This window comes from Lentzea sp. CA-135723 (genome assembly GCF_050936595.1).
Taxonomy (GTDB): Bacteria; Actinomycetota; Actinomycetes; order Mycobacteriales; family Pseudonocardiaceae; genus Lentzea.
This window is the reverse complement of the sequence record NZ_JBNJMK010000002.1, coordinates 1440115-1456074: the sequence shown is the minus strand read 5'-3', so window position 1 is coordinate 1456074 and position 15960 is coordinate 1440115. Positions and strand designations below refer to the sequence as shown.

General features: G+C 71.0%; 16 protein-coding genes. 8 read left to right on the top strand and 8 right to left on the bottom strand.

The features are described 5' to 3' along the window. Window positions 1-25 precede the first annotated feature (25 nt). Together ACQEU1_RS42765 and ilvD are read left to right on the top strand one after the other, a co-directional pair. Window positions 26-1195: an alginate lyase family protein gene (locus ACQEU1_RS42765; RefSeq protein ID WP_433215783.1), complete on the top strand. Its 1170-nt coding sequence runs from the start codon at window positions 26-28 to the stop codon at window positions 1193-1195. Between the two features lie 16 nt (window positions 1196-1211). After that, window positions 1212-2900 carry a dihydroxy-acid dehydratase gene (ilvD, locus tag ACQEU1_RS42760; RefSeq protein WP_433215780.1) on the top strand — a complete coding sequence of 563 codons (1689 nt, stop codon included), beginning with the start codon at window positions 1212-1214 and terminating at the stop codon, window positions 2898-2900. On the opposite strand, the gene ACQEU1_RS42755 is transcribed toward ilvD, so the two are convergent. Then, window positions 2877-3710: a LysR family transcriptional regulator gene (locus ACQEU1_RS42755; RefSeq protein WP_433217077.1), complete on the bottom strand. Its 834-nt coding sequence runs from the start codon at window positions 3708-3710 to the stop codon at window positions 2877-2879. The two genes, ilvD and ACQEU1_RS42755, sit on opposite strands and share 24 nt — an antisense overlap. Before the next feature lie 83 nt (window positions 3711-3793). On the opposite strand from ACQEU1_RS42755, the gene ACQEU1_RS42750 reads away from it, so the two are divergent. Both ACQEU1_RS42750 and ACQEU1_RS42745 read left to right on the top strand, forming a co-directional pair. After that, window positions 3794-4498 carry an SDR family oxidoreductase gene (locus ACQEU1_RS42750; RefSeq protein WP_433215777.1) on the top strand — a complete coding sequence of 235 codons (705 nt, stop codon included), beginning with the start codon at window positions 3794-3796 and terminating at the stop codon, window positions 4496-4498. A 126-nt stretch (window positions 4499-4624) separates the two neighbouring features. Beyond that, the gene (locus ACQEU1_RS42745; protein ID WP_433215774.1) at window positions 4625-5419 is read left to right on the top strand and encodes a DUF2382 domain-containing protein; all 795 of its coding nucleotides are present in this window, start codon (window positions 4625-4627) and stop codon (window positions 5417-5419) included. 63 nt (window positions 5420-5482) lie between these two features. On the opposite strand, the gene ACQEU1_RS42740 is transcribed toward ACQEU1_RS42745, so the two are convergent. After that, on the bottom strand, window positions 5483-7081 hold the full coding sequence (locus ACQEU1_RS42740) for an AMP-dependent synthetase/ligase (RefSeq protein ID WP_433215771.1): 1599 nt from the start codon (window positions 7079-7081) through the stop codon (window positions 5483-5485). Between the two features lie 51 nt (window positions 7082-7132). Between ACQEU1_RS42740 and ACQEU1_RS42735 the strand changes: the two genes are divergently transcribed. Beyond that, on the top strand, window positions 7133-7672 hold the full coding sequence (locus tag ACQEU1_RS42735; protein WP_433215768.1) for a TetR/AcrR family transcriptional regulator: 540 nt from the start codon (window positions 7133-7135) through the stop codon (window positions 7670-7672). An 11-nt stretch (window positions 7673-7683) separates the two neighbouring features. Here ACQEU1_RS42735 and ACQEU1_RS42730 read toward each other — a convergent pair whose 3' ends face one another. Together ACQEU1_RS42730 and ACQEU1_RS42725 are read right to left on the bottom strand one after the other, a co-directional pair. Continuing rightward, window positions 7684-8472 carry an SDR family oxidoreductase gene (locus ACQEU1_RS42730; RefSeq protein ID WP_433215765.1) on the bottom strand — a complete coding sequence of 263 codons (789 nt, stop codon included), beginning with the start codon at window positions 8470-8472 and terminating at the stop codon, window positions 7684-7686. A gap of 26 nt (window positions 8473-8498) precedes the next feature. Then, window positions 8499-8849, bottom strand: coding sequence for a nuclear transport factor 2 family protein (locus ACQEU1_RS42725; RefSeq protein ID WP_433215762.1), 351 nt, complete (start codon window positions 8847-8849; stop codon window positions 8499-8501). 78 nt (window positions 8850-8927) lie between these two features. Here ACQEU1_RS42725 and ACQEU1_RS42720 point away from each other — a divergent pair, with 78 nt between their 5' ends. Both ACQEU1_RS42720 and ACQEU1_RS42715 read left to right on the top strand, forming a co-directional pair. Continuing rightward, the gene (locus tag ACQEU1_RS42720; protein ID WP_433215759.1) at window positions 8928-9722 is read left to right on the top strand and encodes a MerR family transcriptional regulator; all 795 of its coding nucleotides are present in this window, start codon (window positions 8928-8930) and stop codon (window positions 9720-9722) included. 46 nt (window positions 9723-9768) lie between these two features. Beyond that, window positions 9769-10377 carry an alpha-ketoglutarate-dependent dioxygenase AlkB gene (locus tag ACQEU1_RS42715; RefSeq protein WP_433215756.1) on the top strand — a complete coding sequence of 203 codons (609 nt, stop codon included), beginning with the start codon at window positions 9769-9771 and terminating at the stop codon, window positions 10375-10377. Here ACQEU1_RS42715 and ACQEU1_RS42710 read toward each other — a convergent pair. After that, window positions 10343-11290, bottom strand: coding sequence for an SDR family oxidoreductase (locus ACQEU1_RS42710; protein ID WP_433217074.1), 948 nt, complete (start codon window positions 11288-11290; stop codon window positions 10343-10345). The two genes, ACQEU1_RS42715 and ACQEU1_RS42710, sit on opposite strands and share 35 nt — an antisense overlap. A gap of 95 nt (window positions 11291-11385) precedes the next feature. Here ACQEU1_RS42710 and ACQEU1_RS42705 point away from each other — a divergent pair, with 95 nt between their 5' ends. Beyond that, window positions 11386-12228, top strand: coding sequence for a helix-turn-helix transcriptional regulator (locus tag ACQEU1_RS42705; protein ID WP_433215753.1), 843 nt, complete (start codon window positions 11386-11388; stop codon window positions 12226-12228). On the opposite strand, the gene ACQEU1_RS42700 is transcribed toward ACQEU1_RS42705, so the two are convergent. The 3 genes from ACQEU1_RS42700 to ACQEU1_RS42690 form a co-directional block, all read right to left on the bottom strand. Next, window positions 12200-12769 (bottom strand): TMEM175 family protein, encoded by a 570-nt coding sequence (locus tag ACQEU1_RS42700; protein ID WP_433215750.1) that lies wholly within the window; start codon window positions 12767-12769, stop codon window positions 12200-12202. The genes ACQEU1_RS42705 and ACQEU1_RS42700 overlap by 29 nt on opposite strands. 39 nt (window positions 12770-12808) lie before the next feature. After that, window positions 12809-14452, bottom strand: a complete 1644-nt coding sequence (locus tag ACQEU1_RS42695; RefSeq protein ID WP_433215747.1) for a PHP domain-containing protein — start codon at window positions 14450-14452, stop codon at window positions 12809-12811. A 100-nt stretch (window positions 14453-14552) separates the two neighbouring features. After that, window positions 14553-15938 (bottom strand): PP2C family protein-serine/threonine phosphatase, encoded by a 1386-nt coding sequence (locus tag ACQEU1_RS42690; protein ID WP_433215745.1) that lies wholly within the window; start codon window positions 15936-15938, stop codon window positions 14553-14555. Between the last annotated feature and the right edge of the window lie 22 nt (window positions 15939-15960).

Sequence of the window (15960 nt, the reverse complement as noted above, 5' to 3'; positions counted from 1 at the left end):
GTATAGACCACTAACACTGACGGGCATGGTCACCCGTTCCTGCGCGGTGCTGATCGCACTGCTGACATCCCTTCTAGTGCCGGTCACCGGTTCGGCCCAGGCCGCGCCGGCGACGTTCGTCCACCCGGGAGTCGTCGTTTCCCGGCCACAGCTGGACTTCGTGCGCGCCAAGGTCCAGGCGGGCGCGCAGCCGTGGAAGCTCGCGTACGACCGCATGATGGCGTCGAAGTACGCCGACCTCAACCGCACGCCGAAGCCGCGCGCGGTCGTGGAGTGCGGTCCCGTCAGCAACCCCAACAACGGGTGCACCGACGAACGCGAGGACGCGCTCGCCGCCTACACCCTGTCCCTCGCCTGGTACGTCACCCGTGACGCCAGGTACGCCACCAAGGCGATCCAGATCATGGACGCCTGGTCCAACACGATCCGCGACCACACCAACTCCAACGCCCCGCTGCAGACCGCGTGGTCGGCGAGCAGCTGGCCCAAGGCCGCCGAGATCATCAAGCACGTCTACGGGAACTGGCCCAACAGCGCCAGGTTCGGCACGATGCTGCGCACCGTCTACCTGCCCGAGATCCAGAACGGCCGTGCGAACACCAACGGCAACTGGGAGCTCAGCATGATGGAGGCGTCCATCGGCATCGCCGTGTTCCTGGAGGACAAGGCGGCCTACGACAAGGCCATCGGCATCTTCCGGACGCGCATCCAGGCGTTCATCTACCTGACGAGCGACGGGGCACTGCCGAAGACGCCGCCGGGCAGTGGCATCGACACCCGGTCGGAGATCATCTCGTACTGGCACGACCAGTCCACGTTCGTCGACGGGCTCACCCAGGAGACCTGCCGCGACTTCGCCCACACGGCCTACGGGCTGTCCGCGGCCTCGCACCTCGCCGAGACCGCGCGCATCCAGGGCCAGGACATCTGGGGCGAGATCAAGGACCGCATGCGGCACGCGTGGGGCCTGCACACGAAGTACCAGAACGGCGAGCCCATGCCGTCCTGGCTGTGCGGCGGCAGGCTGAGCCGTGAGCTCGGGCCCACGCCGGAGGTCAGCTACAACGCGCTGAACACCCGGATGGGCATCGCGATGGCGAACACGAAGATCTACACCGAGTCGAACCGTCCACACGCGACCGACAACCTCTTCATCGCGTGGGAGACGCTGACTCACGCGGCCAACCCCGCCTAGGCGCTAGCGTGCGCTCATGACCGAGACACCGGACGTGAAGCCACGCAGCCGCGACGTGACCGACGGCCTGGAGCGCACCGCCGCGCGCGGCATGCTCCGGGCCGTCGGCATGGGCGACGAGGACTGGGAGAAGCCGCAGATCGGCGTCGCCTCGTCGTGGAACGAGATCACCCCGTGCAACCTGCCGCTCGACCGGCTCGCGAAGGCGTCGAAGGACGGCGTGCACGCGGCCGGCGGGTACCCGCTGGAGTTCGGCACGATCTCGGTGTCGGACGGCATCTCGATGGGCCACGAGGGGATGCACTTCTCGCTGGTCTCGCGCGAGGTGATCGCCGACAGCGTCGAGACCGTGATGATGGCCGAGCGGCTGGACGGCTCGGTGCTGCTCGCGGGCTGCGACAAGTCGTTGCCCGGCATGCTGATGGCGGCCGCGCGGCTCGACCTCGCCAGCGTGTTCCTCTACGCCGGGTCGATCCTGCCGGGCCGGGTCACGCTGACCGACGGCACCGAGAAGGAAGTCACGATCATCGACGCGTTCGAGGCCGTCGGCGCGTGCGCGCGGGGGCTGATGAGCCGCGAGGACGTCGACCTGATCGAACGCGCGATCTGCCCCGGTGAGGGCGCGTGCGGCGGCATGTACACGGCGAACACCATGGCCAGCGCGGCCGAGGCGCTCGGCATGTCGCTGCCCGGCAGCGCCGCTCCCCCGGCCACCGACCGCCGCCGCGACGGGTTCGCGCGGAGGTCCGGCCAGGCCGTCGTCGAGATGCTGCGCAGGGGCATCACCGCCCGGCAGATCATGACGCGCGAGGCGTTCGAGAACGCCATCGCCGTCGTCATGGCGTTCGGCGGCTCGACCAACGCCGTGCTGCACCTGCTCGCCATCGCGCACGAGGCCGGCGTGGAGCTGTCCCTCGACGACTTCAGCCGCATCGGCGCGCGCGTGCCGCACCTCGCCGACGTGAAGCCGTTCGGGCGGCACGTGATGACCGACGTCGACCGCATCGGCGGCGTGCCCGTGGTGATGAAGGCGTTGCTGGACGCCGGTCTGCTGCACGGCGACTGCCTCACGGTCACCGGCCGCACGGTCGCCGAGAACCTCGCCGACATCGCCCCGCCCGACCCGGACGGCCTGGTGCTGCGGGCGCTGGACAAGCCCATCCACCACACCGGCGGCATCACGATCCTCAAGGGCTCGCTCGCCCCGGAGGGTGCCGTGGTCAAGTCCGCGGGCTTCGACTCGGACGTCTTCACCGGCACCGCGCGGGTGTTCGACCGCGAGCGCGCCGCGATGGACGCCCTCGAGGACGGCACGATCACCGCGGGCGACGTCGTGGTCATCCGGTACGAGGGTCCCAAGGGCGGGCCGGGCATGCGCGAGATGCTCGCGATCACCGCCGCGATCAAGGGCGCGGGCCTCGGCAAGGACGTCCTGCTGCTCACCGACGGCCGGTTCTCCGGCGGCACCACGGGACTCTGCGTCGGGCACGTGGCACCGGAGGCGGTGGACGGCGGGCCGATCGCGTTCGTGCGCGACGGCGACCGGATCACGCTGAACGTCGCCGAGGGCACGCTCGACGTCGAAGCCGACCTGGAGAGCCGCAAGGACGGCTGGGCCCCGCTGCCTCCCCGCTACGAACGCGGCGTGCTCGCCAAGTACGCCAAGCTCGTCGGCTCGGCCTCACGCGGAGCGGTCTGCGACTAGGTTTCTGGCCGCCAGGACCACAGCGCTCACGGGCGCTCCTGGCGGCCAGGCCAGCAGCGTCGTCACGTCCGGGGCGTCGGTCACCGGCACCGCGACGTGCTCCGGCCACTGCCACGCCCGGCTGGACGCGGGGATGACGAGCAGGGTCAGGCCGAGCGCCACGAGCTGGGCGAGCTGCGACTGCGTGCGCACCTCGGGCCCCGGGCCGTCCGGGTAGGTGCCGTCGAGACGGGGCCAGCGGGCGATCGGCAGGCCCGGCACGTCGCTGACCTCGGCCAGGGTGACGCTCTCCCGCGACGCGAGCGGGTGGGCGGCCGGCACGATCGCGACCTGCCCCTCGACGTGCAGGTCCTCGGTGTCGAACCCGGCGAGGTCGTCGTACGGCCGGTGCATGATCGCGACGTCGGCCTGCCCGTCGCGCAGCCGGTGCGCCTGCTCCCCCACCTCGCACAGCAGCACCTCGACCGGCACCTCCACGGCGTCGAGCAACGCCCGCAGCAGGTCGTGCGACGCCCCCGCCTTCGTCACGAGCACCAACGGCCGGTCCGGATCCCCCGCGCGGCGCGTGCGTTCGACCGCGGCCTCCACCGCGTCGAGCGCCGTTCTGGCCTCCCGCAGCAGGACCCGCCCGGCGTCGGTGAGCGCCGCGCCCCTGCGGTCGCGGTCGAGCAGCCGGACGCCCAGCCGCCGTTCCAGCTGGGTGATCGCCCGCGACAACGGCGGTTGCGCGATGCCGAGCCGCGCCGCCGCGCGCCCGAAGTGCAGCTCCTCCGCCAGCACGACGAAGTACCGCAGTTCGCGGGTCTCCAGGTCCACGAGCCCGACCCTAATACCCGTGAGGTATCAGGGCTTACTGAATCGATCTTGGACAGACGGCGCGGACCGAGCCGAGCATGGATCGCGTGAACGACATGAAGACCGCGCTGGTCACCGGCGCGAACAAGGGAATCGGCTTCGCCATCGCCGAGGGGCTCGGCACGCTCGGCTTCCGCGTCGCGGTGGGCGCCCGCGACGACGTGCGCCGCGAGGAGGCCGTCGAACGCCTTCGCGCCAAGGGGATCGACGCGTTCGGCGTCGCACTGGACGTCACCTCCGACGACAGCGTGCGCACGGCCGCGCAGGCGCTCGACCGCCTCGACGTGCTCGTCAACAACGCGGGCATCGGCGGCCCGTTCCCCCAGGACCCGACGACGCTCGACCTCGGCGTCGTCCGGACCGTCCTCGACACCAACGTGTTCGGGGTCGTCCGCGTCACGAACGCGGTGCTTCCGTTGCTGCGCAAGGCCGAAGCACCGCGCATCGTGAACGTGTCGAGCAACATGGGTTCGCTCGCGTTGCGCACCGGCCCGATCATGGCCGCCTACGCGCCGTCGAAGTCGATGCTCAACAGCCTCACCGTGCAGTACGCACGGGCGTTGGCCGACACGAACGTCATCATCAACGCCTGCTGCCCCGGCTACGTCGCCACCGACTTCACCGGCCACGCCTCGGACCGCACTCCCGAACAGGGCGCCGCGATCGCGGTCAGGCTGGCCACGCTGCCCGGCGACGGCCCGCGCGGCGGTTTCTTCGACGACGGCGGTGACATCCCGTGGTGACCTCACCCGGTCGACTGAATCGCCAGGCGGGCACGGTCACCCGGTCGTAGGGCACCCGCGGTTGGACGCCGATGGGCGGGTACTTCGCGGTGGCAGGCCAGACAACCAACGCGGAGGGACAGCCCGATGATCGACCAGAAGCACGTTGAAGCTCTGTACGACTGCGACGTGATCGACAACCACGGCGAGAAGATCGGGTCGGTCAAGCGGGTCTGGCTCGAGGACGGCACCGGCAGGCCGATGTGGGCCGAGGTCCACACCGGACTGTTCGGCATGAAGGAGAGCTTCGTCCCGATCCAGCAGGGCGAGGTGGCGGGCGGCGGCATCACCGTTCCCGTCTCCAAGCAGCAGGTGAAGGACGCGCCGAGCGTGCACACCTCGGACGACCACATGTCCGACGAGGAGCAGGACGCGCTCTACCGGCACTACGGGATGATCCCGCAGGCCAAGACCGGCGAGCACGACCGGCTCGACGGCCGCCAGGACCGCAAGCGGGCCGCCATGCAGGACGACGAGCGCGCCGGCAAGCGAACCGACGCCGGCATGCGCGACGACGAGGGCGCCGAGGTCACGCTCTCCGAGGAGAAGCTCGACGTCGGCACCCGCAGCGTCGAGACGGGCCGGGTGCGGCTCGTCAAGCACACGGTCACCGAGCAGCGCAACATCACCGTGCCGGTGACGCACGAGGAGGTCCGGGTCGTCCGCGAGCCCGCGAAGGGCAACGCCGGCAAGGCCTTCACCGACGAGTCGGCCGAGGTCACGCTGCACCGCGAGGAACCGGTGGTGCAGAAGCGCACCGAGGCCACCGAACGGGTCCGGCTGGAGAAGAACGCCGTCACCGAGCAGCGCGAGGTCAAGGGCGAGGTCCGCAAGGAGCGCGTCGAGGTCGAGCGCGACGACGAACCGCGCGGCCGCCGCTGATCGAAGGTCCTCGCGAACCGCCCACCACTTCCGCCGGTGGGCGGTTCGCTCGGCGCAGTTCGCTCAGTAAAGGCCGTCGAGCACGTCGGCGTAGCGCTTCTCGATCTCCCGGCGGCGCGGCTTGAGCGACGCGGTCAGCAGCCCGTCCTCGACGCTGAAGTCGTGCTCCAGCACGGCGAACCGCTTGATCGTCTCGTGCCGCGCGAGCTGCGCGTTGACGGTCTTGATCGCGTTGCCGACCTCTTCCTCGGCGTTGGTGAGACCCGAAGCGGTGTCGGGGTCGAGCGTCACCAGCGCCACGCAGTACTTGCGGCGGTCGCCGTGCACGATCACGTTGCTGATGTACGGCGACGCGGCGTTGATCATGCTCTCGATCCTGGCCGGCGCCACGTACTTGCCGCCGGAGGTCTTGATCAGCTCCTTCTTGCGGTCGGTGATCTTCAGCCGGCCCGCCTCGTCGAGCTCGCCGATGTCACCGGTGTGCAGCCAGCCGTCGACCAGCGACTCGGCCGTCGCGTCCGGCCGGTTGTGGTAGCCGCGCATGACGCCGGGGCCGTGCAGCAGCACCTCGCCGTCGTCGGCGATCTTGACGTCCATGCCGGGGATGGGCGGGCCCACGGTGCCGATCTTGATCATGCCCGGCCGGTTGAAGAACGTCGCGGCGGACGACTCGGTGAGCCCGTAGCCCTCCAGGATCGTGATGCCGGCGCGGTCGAAGAACTCGGCGATCTCCTGCGCGAGCGGCGCGGAGCCGGACACGAAGTAGCGGATCCGGCCGCCCACGCGGTCGCGCAGCTTGCGGTACACCAGGCGATCCGCGAGCCAGCGCGTCGCGGGGCCGTGCTCGCGGTCGGCCCACCGGAAGATCTTCTCGGTGGCGCCGCCCTTCTCCCGCGCCCCGGCGACGATCCGGCCGTGGATCTTCTCGAAGATGCGCGGCGCGGCGGCCACGATCGACGGCCGCAGCTCGCCCAGGTTGTCGACGATCCGCTCGACGCTGCCGTCCACCGCCGTCGGCACGCCCGCGGCGATCATCGCCATGGTCAGCACCTTGCCGAACGCGTGGGACAGCGGCAGCCACAGGAAGTGCAGGTCGTCCGGCCGCAGGATGCCCAGCGACGCGATGGCCTCCGCCGTCGTCAACCAGTTCTCGTGGGTGAGCTCGACGCCCTTGGGCGTACCGGTCGTGCCGGAGGTGTAGATCAACGTCGCGAGGTCGTCCGGCGCGAGCACGTCGATCAACGCGGCGTAGTCGCCCTCGCCGCGCGGCACCGCCCCGAACCGCAGCACCTCGACGCCGTCCGGCATCGACGCGGCGTGCTCGTCGGTCTCCACCACCACGATCCGGCTGCCGGAGTCGCCGACGATGTGCGCGACCTCGGCCGCGGTGCTGTTCGGGTAGATCGTCGTGGTGGCACCGCCGGCGGCGAGCACGGCGAGGTCGGTGACGATCCACTCGATGCTCGTCCTGCCCATCAACGCCACGCGGTCGCCCTTGCGCAGTCCGGCGTCCACGAGCCCGAACGCCTCGGCCGCGACCCGGTCCTGCAGCTGCGCCCAGGTCAGCGAGACCCAGCCGCCGTCACCGCGATAGCGCATCGCCTCGGCGTCGGGCGTGCGGGCCGCGCGGTCGCGCAGCAGGCCGGGTATCGACAGCGCCATTGCTCTCCACCTTCGTCTAGAGCGTCGCTCCAGAGCGGTACTCTAACGCTCGTGTCCGACCGACGACAGCCTCTCCTCGCCGCGGCGCTCCGGCTCGTCGAGGAAGGCGGCCTGGACGCCGTCACGATCGCGGCCCTGACCGAGCGCTCCGGCATGTCGAACGGCAGCATCTACCACCACTTCGGCAGCCGCGCGGGCGTCTTCGCCCAGCTCTACGCCGACAGCTACAGCCGGTGCGTCGCCGCGATGCTGCCCGCGTTGCGGGCACCGGCGGCCGAGGCGGGCGTGCGCGGCCTGACGGTGAGCTACCTCGACTGGGTCATCGCGAACCCGAGCCGAGCCCGGTTCCTCTACGCCGCCCCCGACCACGCCGACCCGGTGGCCAAGACGGCGGAGTTCGCGCCGGTCCTCGCCTGGTTCCTCGACCGGATGGCGGCGGGCGACCTGCGCGCGGTGCCGCCGTGGGCGCTGGAGCCGGTGGCGATGGGCCCGGCGCACGAGTCGGTGCGCCGGTTCCTGCTCGGCGTGTTCGACCTCGCGCAGGCGCGCGAGGTCGTGGCGGACGCGGTGTGGGCCGTGCTGAAGCCCTAGCCGTCGCCGGCTCAGACGGTCGGGACGGTCCCGCCGTCGATCACGTACTCGGCGCCCACGATCGCCGAAGCCCGGTCCGAGACCAGGAACCCGACGAGGTCCGCGATCTCCTCGGTGTGCGCGAACCGTCCCAGCGGCACTCCTCCCAGGGAGTCGTAGACGGTCTGCTTCGCCGCCTCACGCGTGATGCCGCCGCCCTCGGCGAGCCGGTCCACGAATCGTTCGTAGGCCTCGGTCTCGATCCCGCCGGGGCTGATCGCGTTGACCCGCACGCCGCGCGGCGCGAGCTCGTTGGCGAGGCCCTTGCTGTACGTGCGCAGCGCGGCCTTCGCCGCCGCGTACGCCAGGGTCGCGTCGTGCAGGGGCAGTTCGCGCTGGATCGAGGTGAAGTGCAGCACCACGCCCGTCCCGGACTCGATCATCGCCGGGAGCAGGGCCCGGTCCAGCCGCACCGCCCCGAGGAAGTTGAGGTTCAGCTCGGTGAGCCACTGGTCGTCGGTGACGACCGCGAACCCACCGGCCGGCGTCGACGAACCCCCGACGACGTGCACCAGGATGTCGAGCGGACCACCGGCCTCGGCGATGCGCGCCGCCACCGCGCCGGTGCCCTCGGCCGTCGTCGTGTCCGCTTCGATGAACCGGTCGGGGTGCTCGTACCCGTCCGGCATCGTGCGCGCCGTCACGAACACGTCGGCGCCCATCTCCCGCAGCCTCGCCGCGACGGCCTTGCCAGAGCCCTTCGAGCCGCCCGTGACCAGTGCCCTGCGACCGTCGAGGCGATCGCGATCCGAACTGAACATTTCTCTCTCCGTTGACGATCGGCGGGTCAGGCCGGGTGGTTGGCGATCACGAGCTCGGCGATGAGGTCGTCCCGCAACGCGAACCGGTAGTCGAGCTCGGCGACGCCACCGGGGAAGGTGCCCTCGAGCCGCACGGTCACCACCCAGTGGGTGTCGTCCACGCGGTGCGCGCCGATCTGCTCGGTCGTGTACTCGAACTCGGAACCGGCGTCCCGCAGGAACGCGTGGACCTCCTCCCGGCCGAGGAAGGTCTCGCCCTGGTCGACGACCACCGCGTCCTCGGCGAGGAAGGACGAGGCGGTGTCGGCGTCGTGGACGACGTGGGCGGCGAGGAACTCGCGGACGGTGGCCGGGATCAGGTCGGTGTGCTGTGTCATGAGCCCACCGTGCGGCTTCGCGGCGCGGGAGGGTCAAGCCGTGGACTCTCTCCCAGGGGGAGAGTCCAGAATGGACGGGTGCTGACCATCGGGGAGTTCTCGCGGCTGACCCACCTGAGCGTGCGGACCCTGCGTCGCTACCACGAGGCGTCGTTGCTGGAACCCGCCGTGGTGGACGAGGCCACCGGGTACCGCTACTACGCCCTCGACCAGATCCCGGCCGCACAGGTCATCCACCGGCTCCGCGAGCTCGACGTCCCCCTGAGCGACGTGCGGCGCATCCTGCGGACCCCCGACCCCGACGTCCGGGCGGCCCTGGTCGCGGACCACCTGCAACGCCTCGAGGCCGTGCTCGACCGCACGCGCGCCGCCGTCGTGTCGCTGCGGCGCCTGCTCCGGCCCGACCCCGCGCCGATCGTGGTCGAGCTGCGCGCGGAACCCGCCAGGACGGTCGCGGCGGTGGAGGCCGTCGTCGACGCCGGCGACGTCGAGACCTGGTACGCGGGCGCGATCGCCGAGCTGGAGGCGGCCGTCGGCGACACCGCGACCGGACCGCCGGGCGGCTGCTACGACAACGCCCTGTTCGAACAGGAGCGCGGGCACGCGCTGCTCTACCTGCCGACCGACACGCCACCTCGCACCGGACGCGTGCACCCCGTGGTCCTCCCGGCCGTGGAACTGGCCGTCACCACCCACGCGGGCGAGCACGACGGCGTCGAGGTCACCTACGGCGAGCTCGGGACCTGGGTGGTGGAGAACGCGATGTCGGTGGCCGGGCCGGTGCGGGAGGTCTACCTCGTCGGCCACCGCGACTCGCCCGATCCCGCCGCGTGGCGCACCGAGATCGGCTGGCCGGTCTTCCGCGTCACCTGACGGACGTCGTTGGCCCTAGAACACGTGTTCGATTATGCTGCCGTCCATGCGCCAGGGATCCCTCTTCGACCTGGAGGCGGAGCCGGAGCTGGCCCCGCTCGCCCCGCGCCGCACCGAACTGGCCCACGGCGCGTGGATCGACGTGCAGCCTGGCTGGCTCACCGGGGCCGACGCGGTGTTCGACCAGCTGGCCGGCGAGGTGCCGTGGCGGGCCGAACGCCGCCAGATGTACGACTCGGTGGTCGACGTGCCGCGCCTGCTGTGCTTCTACGACGGCGCGCTGCCGTTCGAGGTGCTGACGACCGCCCGCGACCAGCTGAGCAGGCACTACCTGGCCGAGCTGAACGAGCCGTTCACGACCGCGGGGCTCTGCTACTACCGCGACGGCAAGGACAGCGTGGCGTGGCACGGCGACACGATCGGCCGCGGGCAGACCGAGGACACGATGGTCGCGATCCTGTCCGTCGGCACGCCCCGCGCCCTGCTGCTGCGGCCGCGCGGGGGCGGGGAGACGCACCGGTACGCGCTGGGGCACGGCGACCTGCTGGTGATGGGCGGCTCGTGCCAGCGCACGTGGGAGCACGCCATCCCGAAGACGTCGAAGGTCGTCGGGCCCCGGATCAGCGTCCAGTTCCGCCCGCACGGAGTCCGCTGACGAGCTCCTCGGACACCTCCCACACCCGGCGCGCCTCGTCGGCGCTGGTCAGGCGGCTGTAGAGCTTCTGCGTGGCCGGCGGACCGCTCAGGTGGCCGAAGCGGCGCGGTCCGTAGAACGGCGCGGGGTCCGGGGTCGTCGCCGCGAGCAGGGCCGGGAGCTGGGCCGACTCGACGGTGCCGAGCACACCGATCCTGGACGCGACCCGGATCAGCCGCACGCCGAGGGTGTCGCTCGACCGCCCGATCTCGGGCCGCGCGGCGAGCAGGTTCGTCGGCGCGACGCCGGGGTGCGCCAGCACGCTCGTGATCCCCCAGCCCTGAGCCTCGCTGCGCTGCGCCAGCTCCAGCCCGAACAGGCCGAACGCGATCTTCGACTGGCTGTACGCCTTGCCGCCGTCGTAGGAGCGCTCCCAGTTGAGGTCGTCCCAGTTGATCGCGCCCTGGTTGGCCGCGATGCTGATCTGCGAGACGACCCGGCCGCCCCTGAGCAACGGCAGCAGGCGCGTCACGAGGGCGAAGTGGCCCAGGTGGTTGGTGCCGAACTGGAGCTCGAAGCCGTCCTCGGTGGTCTGCCGGTCCGGCGGGGTCATCACGCCCGCGTTGTTGACCAGCACGTGCACCGGGGTGCCCTCTTCGAGCAACGTCTCCGCCAGCGCGTTGACCGACCGCATCGACGACAGGTCGAGCGAGCGCAGCGACACGTCGGCGTCCGGGGTCTTCCGCCGGATCGAGGCGAGCGCCGCCTCCCCCTTGCGCTGGTTGCGGACCGGCAGCACGACCTCGGCCCCCGCCGCCGCGAAGTGCCCCGCGAGGCCCAGTCCGACGCCGTCGCTGCCGCCGGTGATGACGACCCGCTTGCCGGTCAACCCGTTCATCGTGCTCTCCCCTGCTCGTCGTGGTGTCCTCCACAGTGGCCGGACCCGCCGGAGCGGATCCAGGACCTGACGATCCGTGGCTGCGGCCGGGCGCGCGAGTTAGAACTGTGCTTGACGAGAGGAGTGACGCCGTGATCGACCGAGCAGGCCTGGCCGCGTTCCTGCGCAGCCGCAGGGAGGCGTTGCAGCCGGAGGACATCGGACTGCCGCGCGGACCCCGGCGCCGGACCAGCGGGTTGCGCCGCGAGGAGGTCGCCGCCCGCTGCAACATGTCGGCGGACTACTACGCGCGCCTGGAGCAGGAACGCGGCCCGCACCCGTCGCCGCAGATGATCGCGGCCATCGCCCAGGGCCTGCACCTGTCGCTGGACGAACGCGACCACCTGTTCCGGCTGGCCGACCACATCCCGCCGCCGCGCGGCGTGCCGAGCGAGCACGTCGGTCCCGGCCTCGCCCGGATCTTCGACCGCCTGCAGGACACCCCGGCCGAGATCGTCACCGAACTGGGTGAAACGCTGCGGCAGACCCCGCTGGGCGTCGCACTGACCGGGGACGCGTCGCGCTACACCGGCCCGGACCGCAGCCTCGGCTACCGCTGGTTCGCCGACCCGTCGTCCCGCTCGCTCTACGCGCCGGAGGACCACGACTTCCTGGGCCGCATGTTCGCCTCCGGCCTGCGCGAGGCGCTCACCCGGCACGGCTCCGGCTCCCGCGCGCAGCACTACGCCGACCTGCTGCTCGCCCGCAGCGAGGAGTTCCGGACCGTCTGGGGCCGGCAGGAGATCGGCCTGCGCCCGCGCGAGGTGAAGCGCTACGTCCACCCGAGCATCGGCGCGCTGGAACTGCAGTGCCAGACGTTGCTCGACCCCGACCAGCACCACTTCCTGCTGGTCTACACGGCGACGCCCGGTACCGAGAGCTACGAGAAGCTCCAGCTCCTGTCGGTCATCGGATCCGCTGCGCCAACGGGCTGAGCAACAACAACAGCATGCTGTAGTAGCTGATGAACGGCACCAGCACGAACGCCAGCAGCAACAGCACGGCCGGCAGGATCGCCCTGAGCACCACGGGCCGCGACAACCCGGCGACGTCCCGCCCGATCCGGGGACTCCCGTGCACCAGCAACGTCATCGCGGTCAGCAGCACGCTGCTCGCGAGGACCGTGCCGACGTAGAACAGCTTCACGAACGTGTCGTCGCTGTAGGTCCCGACCAGCTCCGTCGGGAACGGCAGCACCACGATCGTCAGCACCCAGGCCATGTTCAGCACCACGAGCGGCGTCGTGTACTCGCGGACGTTCTCGAACAGCTTGTGGTGCGTGAACCACAGCTGCGCGATCACCGCGAAGCTCAGCAGGAAGCTGAAGATCTGCGGCCAGTGGTGCGAGACCAGCTCGATCGGCGGCCCCTCGCCGGGTTCCGAGGTGATCTCCACCAGCGGCAGCACCAGCAGCGTGATCGCGATGGCGACCACGGCGTCGGTGAAGAGGACCAGGCGGTCGGGCTCGCGCTTCATGGACACGAGCCCAACCTAGTCCTGTGTGGATCTCCCGTACTAGATCACGTCGACGAACACCGGGTTGGCGTAGAACCAGAGGTCCTGCCACGGGTCGGAGTTCGCGAGCTCGTCGATCATCGGGTCACCGGACGAGGTGAGCCGCTTGCCGTCGCTGCCCCGCAGCCGCAGGTAGAACGCGCGGTCGACGTTCTTGAACGTGTGGGTGAAGCGGATCTTGCCGGTGCGCGGCACCTCGAACGTCTTCGCGACCACCGTCTCGGGCGCGAGGAACGCGTCGCGGTCGATCGACGGACCGGTGACCGGGCCGGAGATCAGGTCGACCTTGGCCAGCACGGGCTTGGCGCCGGAGAAGTTCGGGCCGGACGCGCGGTCGATCTCGATGGTGATCTCGACGTCGCCGCCGCGGCGCACGAACGTCCGCCCGCCCAGCGTCACGCCGCGCAGGTCGTCGCGCGACCGGACGCGCAGCTCCAGGCCATCGATCAGGCGGCCGTGCACGGTCAGCAGCTTGCCCGCCTGCATGGCGCGCATGATGTCCACATAGGACTTCGACCGGGCGCCGACGATGTTCGCGCCGTACTGGCCGGGGAAGAAGTCGCCGTAGCCGGTCTGCTTGACGCCGGAGTCGATCGGCGCGCCCTTCGAGCCCGTGGTGGCGTAGTCCTGCTTGCCCTGGGTGAAGGTGTCGTTGAAGACCTGGTGCACGTCGGAGTTCGCGGTGATCCACCACGGCCTGCCCTCGGCGAGCAGCGCGTCCCACATGCCGCCGACCTTGGCGGTCATCCAGTCGAAGCCGCCGTGCGTGCGGTAGGACTCCGGCGGATAGCCCGGGAACGCCTCGGCGCTCGGGGTGGCCGTGTCGTAGTAGCCGCGCGCACGACCGGGGCCGCCCGCGGACTTCGGGATGCCGGCGGCCTGGTGGCCGGGCGCGCCCTCCATGCCGACCGCGACGCCGGGGGCCGCGTCGCGCCAGCCGCGCAGCTCGTGCGGGCTGTCGACGCCGCGCCGGGACGGGTGGTTCGCGAACATCAGCGCGATCTCGGTCCGTCCGGAGAGGACCTGCGCCTCCAGGTACCGCAGGGCGGCCAGCGCCAGCGGTTCGGCGTTGCTCGCGATGCGGCCGTCGTAGGCGAACTCGAAGGCCTTGAGGATGTCGACGGTGTGCTTGCCGGGCGGCAGGAACACGGTGGCGTGCTCCGCGCCGGGGATGTTCCACTCGAGGCCCTGGTACACGAGCACGTCGCGCTGCGAGCGGCGGACCTTCTCGATGTCGGGCGTGACCTGGTCGATCGAGAACTTCTGGTGCGCGGGGCCACCGTGGTCGGTGATGACGACCCAGTCGAGGCCGAACTCGTGCGCCTTCTTGACCTGCTGCGCGATCGTGTACTGGCCGTCGTCGGAGTACTGGGTGTGGATGTGGTGGTCGCCGGCGTACCAGCGGTCGCCGCCGCCCCACGGGTTGACGGGCTCGTGCGCCTCGGCGGTGCCCGCACCGGCCGCGGCGGCGACACCGACCGCGCCGACGGCGCCGGCCGCGATGCCCAGGCCTGCCAGGAACTTGCGGCGTTCGACCGACGACGGGCGGTCGTCCTCGGGGTCGAGCCAGCTGCCTTCGACGGGCTCGACCTCGTGGTGGTGGTGCGCGTGATCACCGTGCGAGTGATCGTGAGAGTGGGACATGCGCAGATCACAACTCGTGAATCTGTCGTGGCAAACGAACGGACAGTGAACCCTTGTCCCGGTTCTTTCACTCACACGGCTTATCGCCAGCAGATTGCAGTTACTGGGCCTGCACGGCGAGCAGTGCCAAGTCGTCGTGATCGTCGCGATCAAGCCACTTGAGCACTGCCCGCTCGCAGTGCCGTGCTGTTTCCTCCGCCGAGAGGCCCTTGCATTCCTTCAACACTTCCCGCAGGCGCTGCTCCCCAAACAACTCCGTGCGATCCGTGTGCGCGCGGGCCTCGGTGAAGCCGTCGGAGTAGAGGACCAGCGTGTCGCCGGGGTTCAGCGTCACCTGCTCGCCGGAGAACCGGACGTCGGCGAGGATGCCGACGATCGCGCCGGTCGCGCTCACCTCGTGCACGCTGCCGTCCGCCCGCAGGATCAACGGCGCCGGGTGCCCGCCGCTCGCGAGCGACAGCCGCACTCCCCCGTTCGCGAGCGGCACGAGCTCGCCGACGACGAGGGTGGTGAAGAGCTTCGAGCCGGTGGCCCGCAACGAGGTGTTGAGCAGGTGCAGCAGCCGGACCGGGTTCGTCTCGACGAGGGAGAGCGCCTGCAGGGACTGCCGCACACGTCCACTGTGGACCGCGGCCTCCAGGCCGTGGCCGCAGACGTCGCCCAGCACGAACGTCGCCGAGCCGTCCGTGCGCGGGTGCACGTCGTAGAAGTCGCCGCCGACCAGCGCCCGCTGGTGTGCCGGGATGAACACCGAGGCGAGCGTCACACCGCGCACCTCGGGCAGTGGCAACGGCAGCAGGGCCGACCTCAGCACCTCGATCGTGCGTTGCTGCTCGGTCAGCTTCGACGACGACTCCAGCGCCACGGCCGCGTGCTTGCCGAACAGCCGCACGCGTTCCACGTCGTTGGGAGTGAAATCACCCTTTCGCAGCACCACGAGCGCGCCGCCGACACCCAGCGGCACGGCCAGCGCGCGCCCGAAGTCGTCCGGCACGCCCCAGCTGCCCTCACCCAATGAGGTGATCCTGGTCAGGGTGGACGTACCGGTCAGCACCTCGGTCAGCTCGGAGGCCCGTCTGGGCGTCCTGGCGACGGTCGGCTCGCCGCCGCCGCACCGCCACCACTCCAGGCGGTCACGTGTGGCGGGCACCACAGCCACGCAGTGCTCGCCCAGCAACTCGGCCGCGAGCTGCACGATCGTCTTCAGCGTGAGTTCCCGCGATGTACCGCCGGCGAGTCTCAGGTGCGCGTGGTCGAGCGTGGCATCCGCGAAGTACCAGGCACTCCAGCCCTCGCCCAGGTCGTGCTGACGGCCGGCGACGTGCACGTCGAACTGCCCGCCGACGCCGAGACGGGGGAACCGGTCCGCGGCCGCGGCGTTGCGCACGCGCACCACGCCTGCCGGGTCCACGACGAAAACGGCTTCGCGCAGCCCGTCCACCAGGCGCTGCCAGCCGTCCAGGTCGATGCCCACGACGCTGCTCATCCGCTCTCGTCCAGCGCAAGCG

Excerpts from the sequence above, each read along its gene's own strand:
- ACQEU1_RS42765 (WP_433215783.1), top strand. The coding sequence starts at position 26 with ATGGTCACCCGTTCCTGCGCGGTGCTGATCGCACTGCTGACATCCCTT.
- ilvD (WP_433215780.1), top strand. The coding sequence starts at position 1,212 with ATGACCGAGACACCGGACGTGAAGCCACGCAGCCGCGACGTGACCGAC.
- ACQEU1_RS42750 (WP_433215777.1), top strand. The coding sequence starts at position 3,794 with ATGGATCGCGTGAACGACATGAAGACCGCGCTGGTCACCGGCGCGAAC.
- ACQEU1_RS42745 (WP_433215774.1), top strand. The coding sequence starts at position 4,625 with ATGATCGACCAGAAGCACGTTGAAGCTCTGTACGACTGCGACGTGATC.
- ACQEU1_RS42740 (WP_433215771.1), bottom strand. The coding sequence starts at position 7,081 with ATGGCGCTGTCGATACCCGGCCTGCTGCGCGACCGCGCGGCCCGCACG.
- ACQEU1_RS42730 (WP_433215765.1), bottom strand. The coding sequence starts at position 8,472 with ATGTTCAGTTCGGATCGCGATCGCCTCGACGGTCGCAGGGCACTGGTC.
- ACQEU1_RS42725 (WP_433215762.1), bottom strand. The coding sequence starts at position 8,849 with ATGACACAGCACACCGACCTGATCCCGGCCACCGTCCGCGAGTTCCTC.
- ACQEU1_RS42715 (WP_433215756.1), top strand. The coding sequence starts at position 9,769 with ATGCGCCAGGGATCCCTCTTCGACCTGGAGGCGGAGCCGGAGCTGGCC.
- ACQEU1_RS42700 (WP_433215750.1), bottom strand. The coding sequence starts at position 12,769 with ATGAAGCGCGAGCCCGACCGCCTGGTCCTCTTCACCGACGCCGTGGTC.
- ACQEU1_RS42695 (WP_433215747.1), bottom strand. The coding sequence starts at position 14,452 with ATGTCCCACTCTCACGATCACTCGCACGGTGATCACGCGCACCACCAC.
- ACQEU1_RS42690 (WP_433215745.1), bottom strand. The coding sequence starts at position 15,938 with ATGAGCAGCGTCGTGGGCATCGACCTGGACGGCTGGCAGCGCCTGGTG.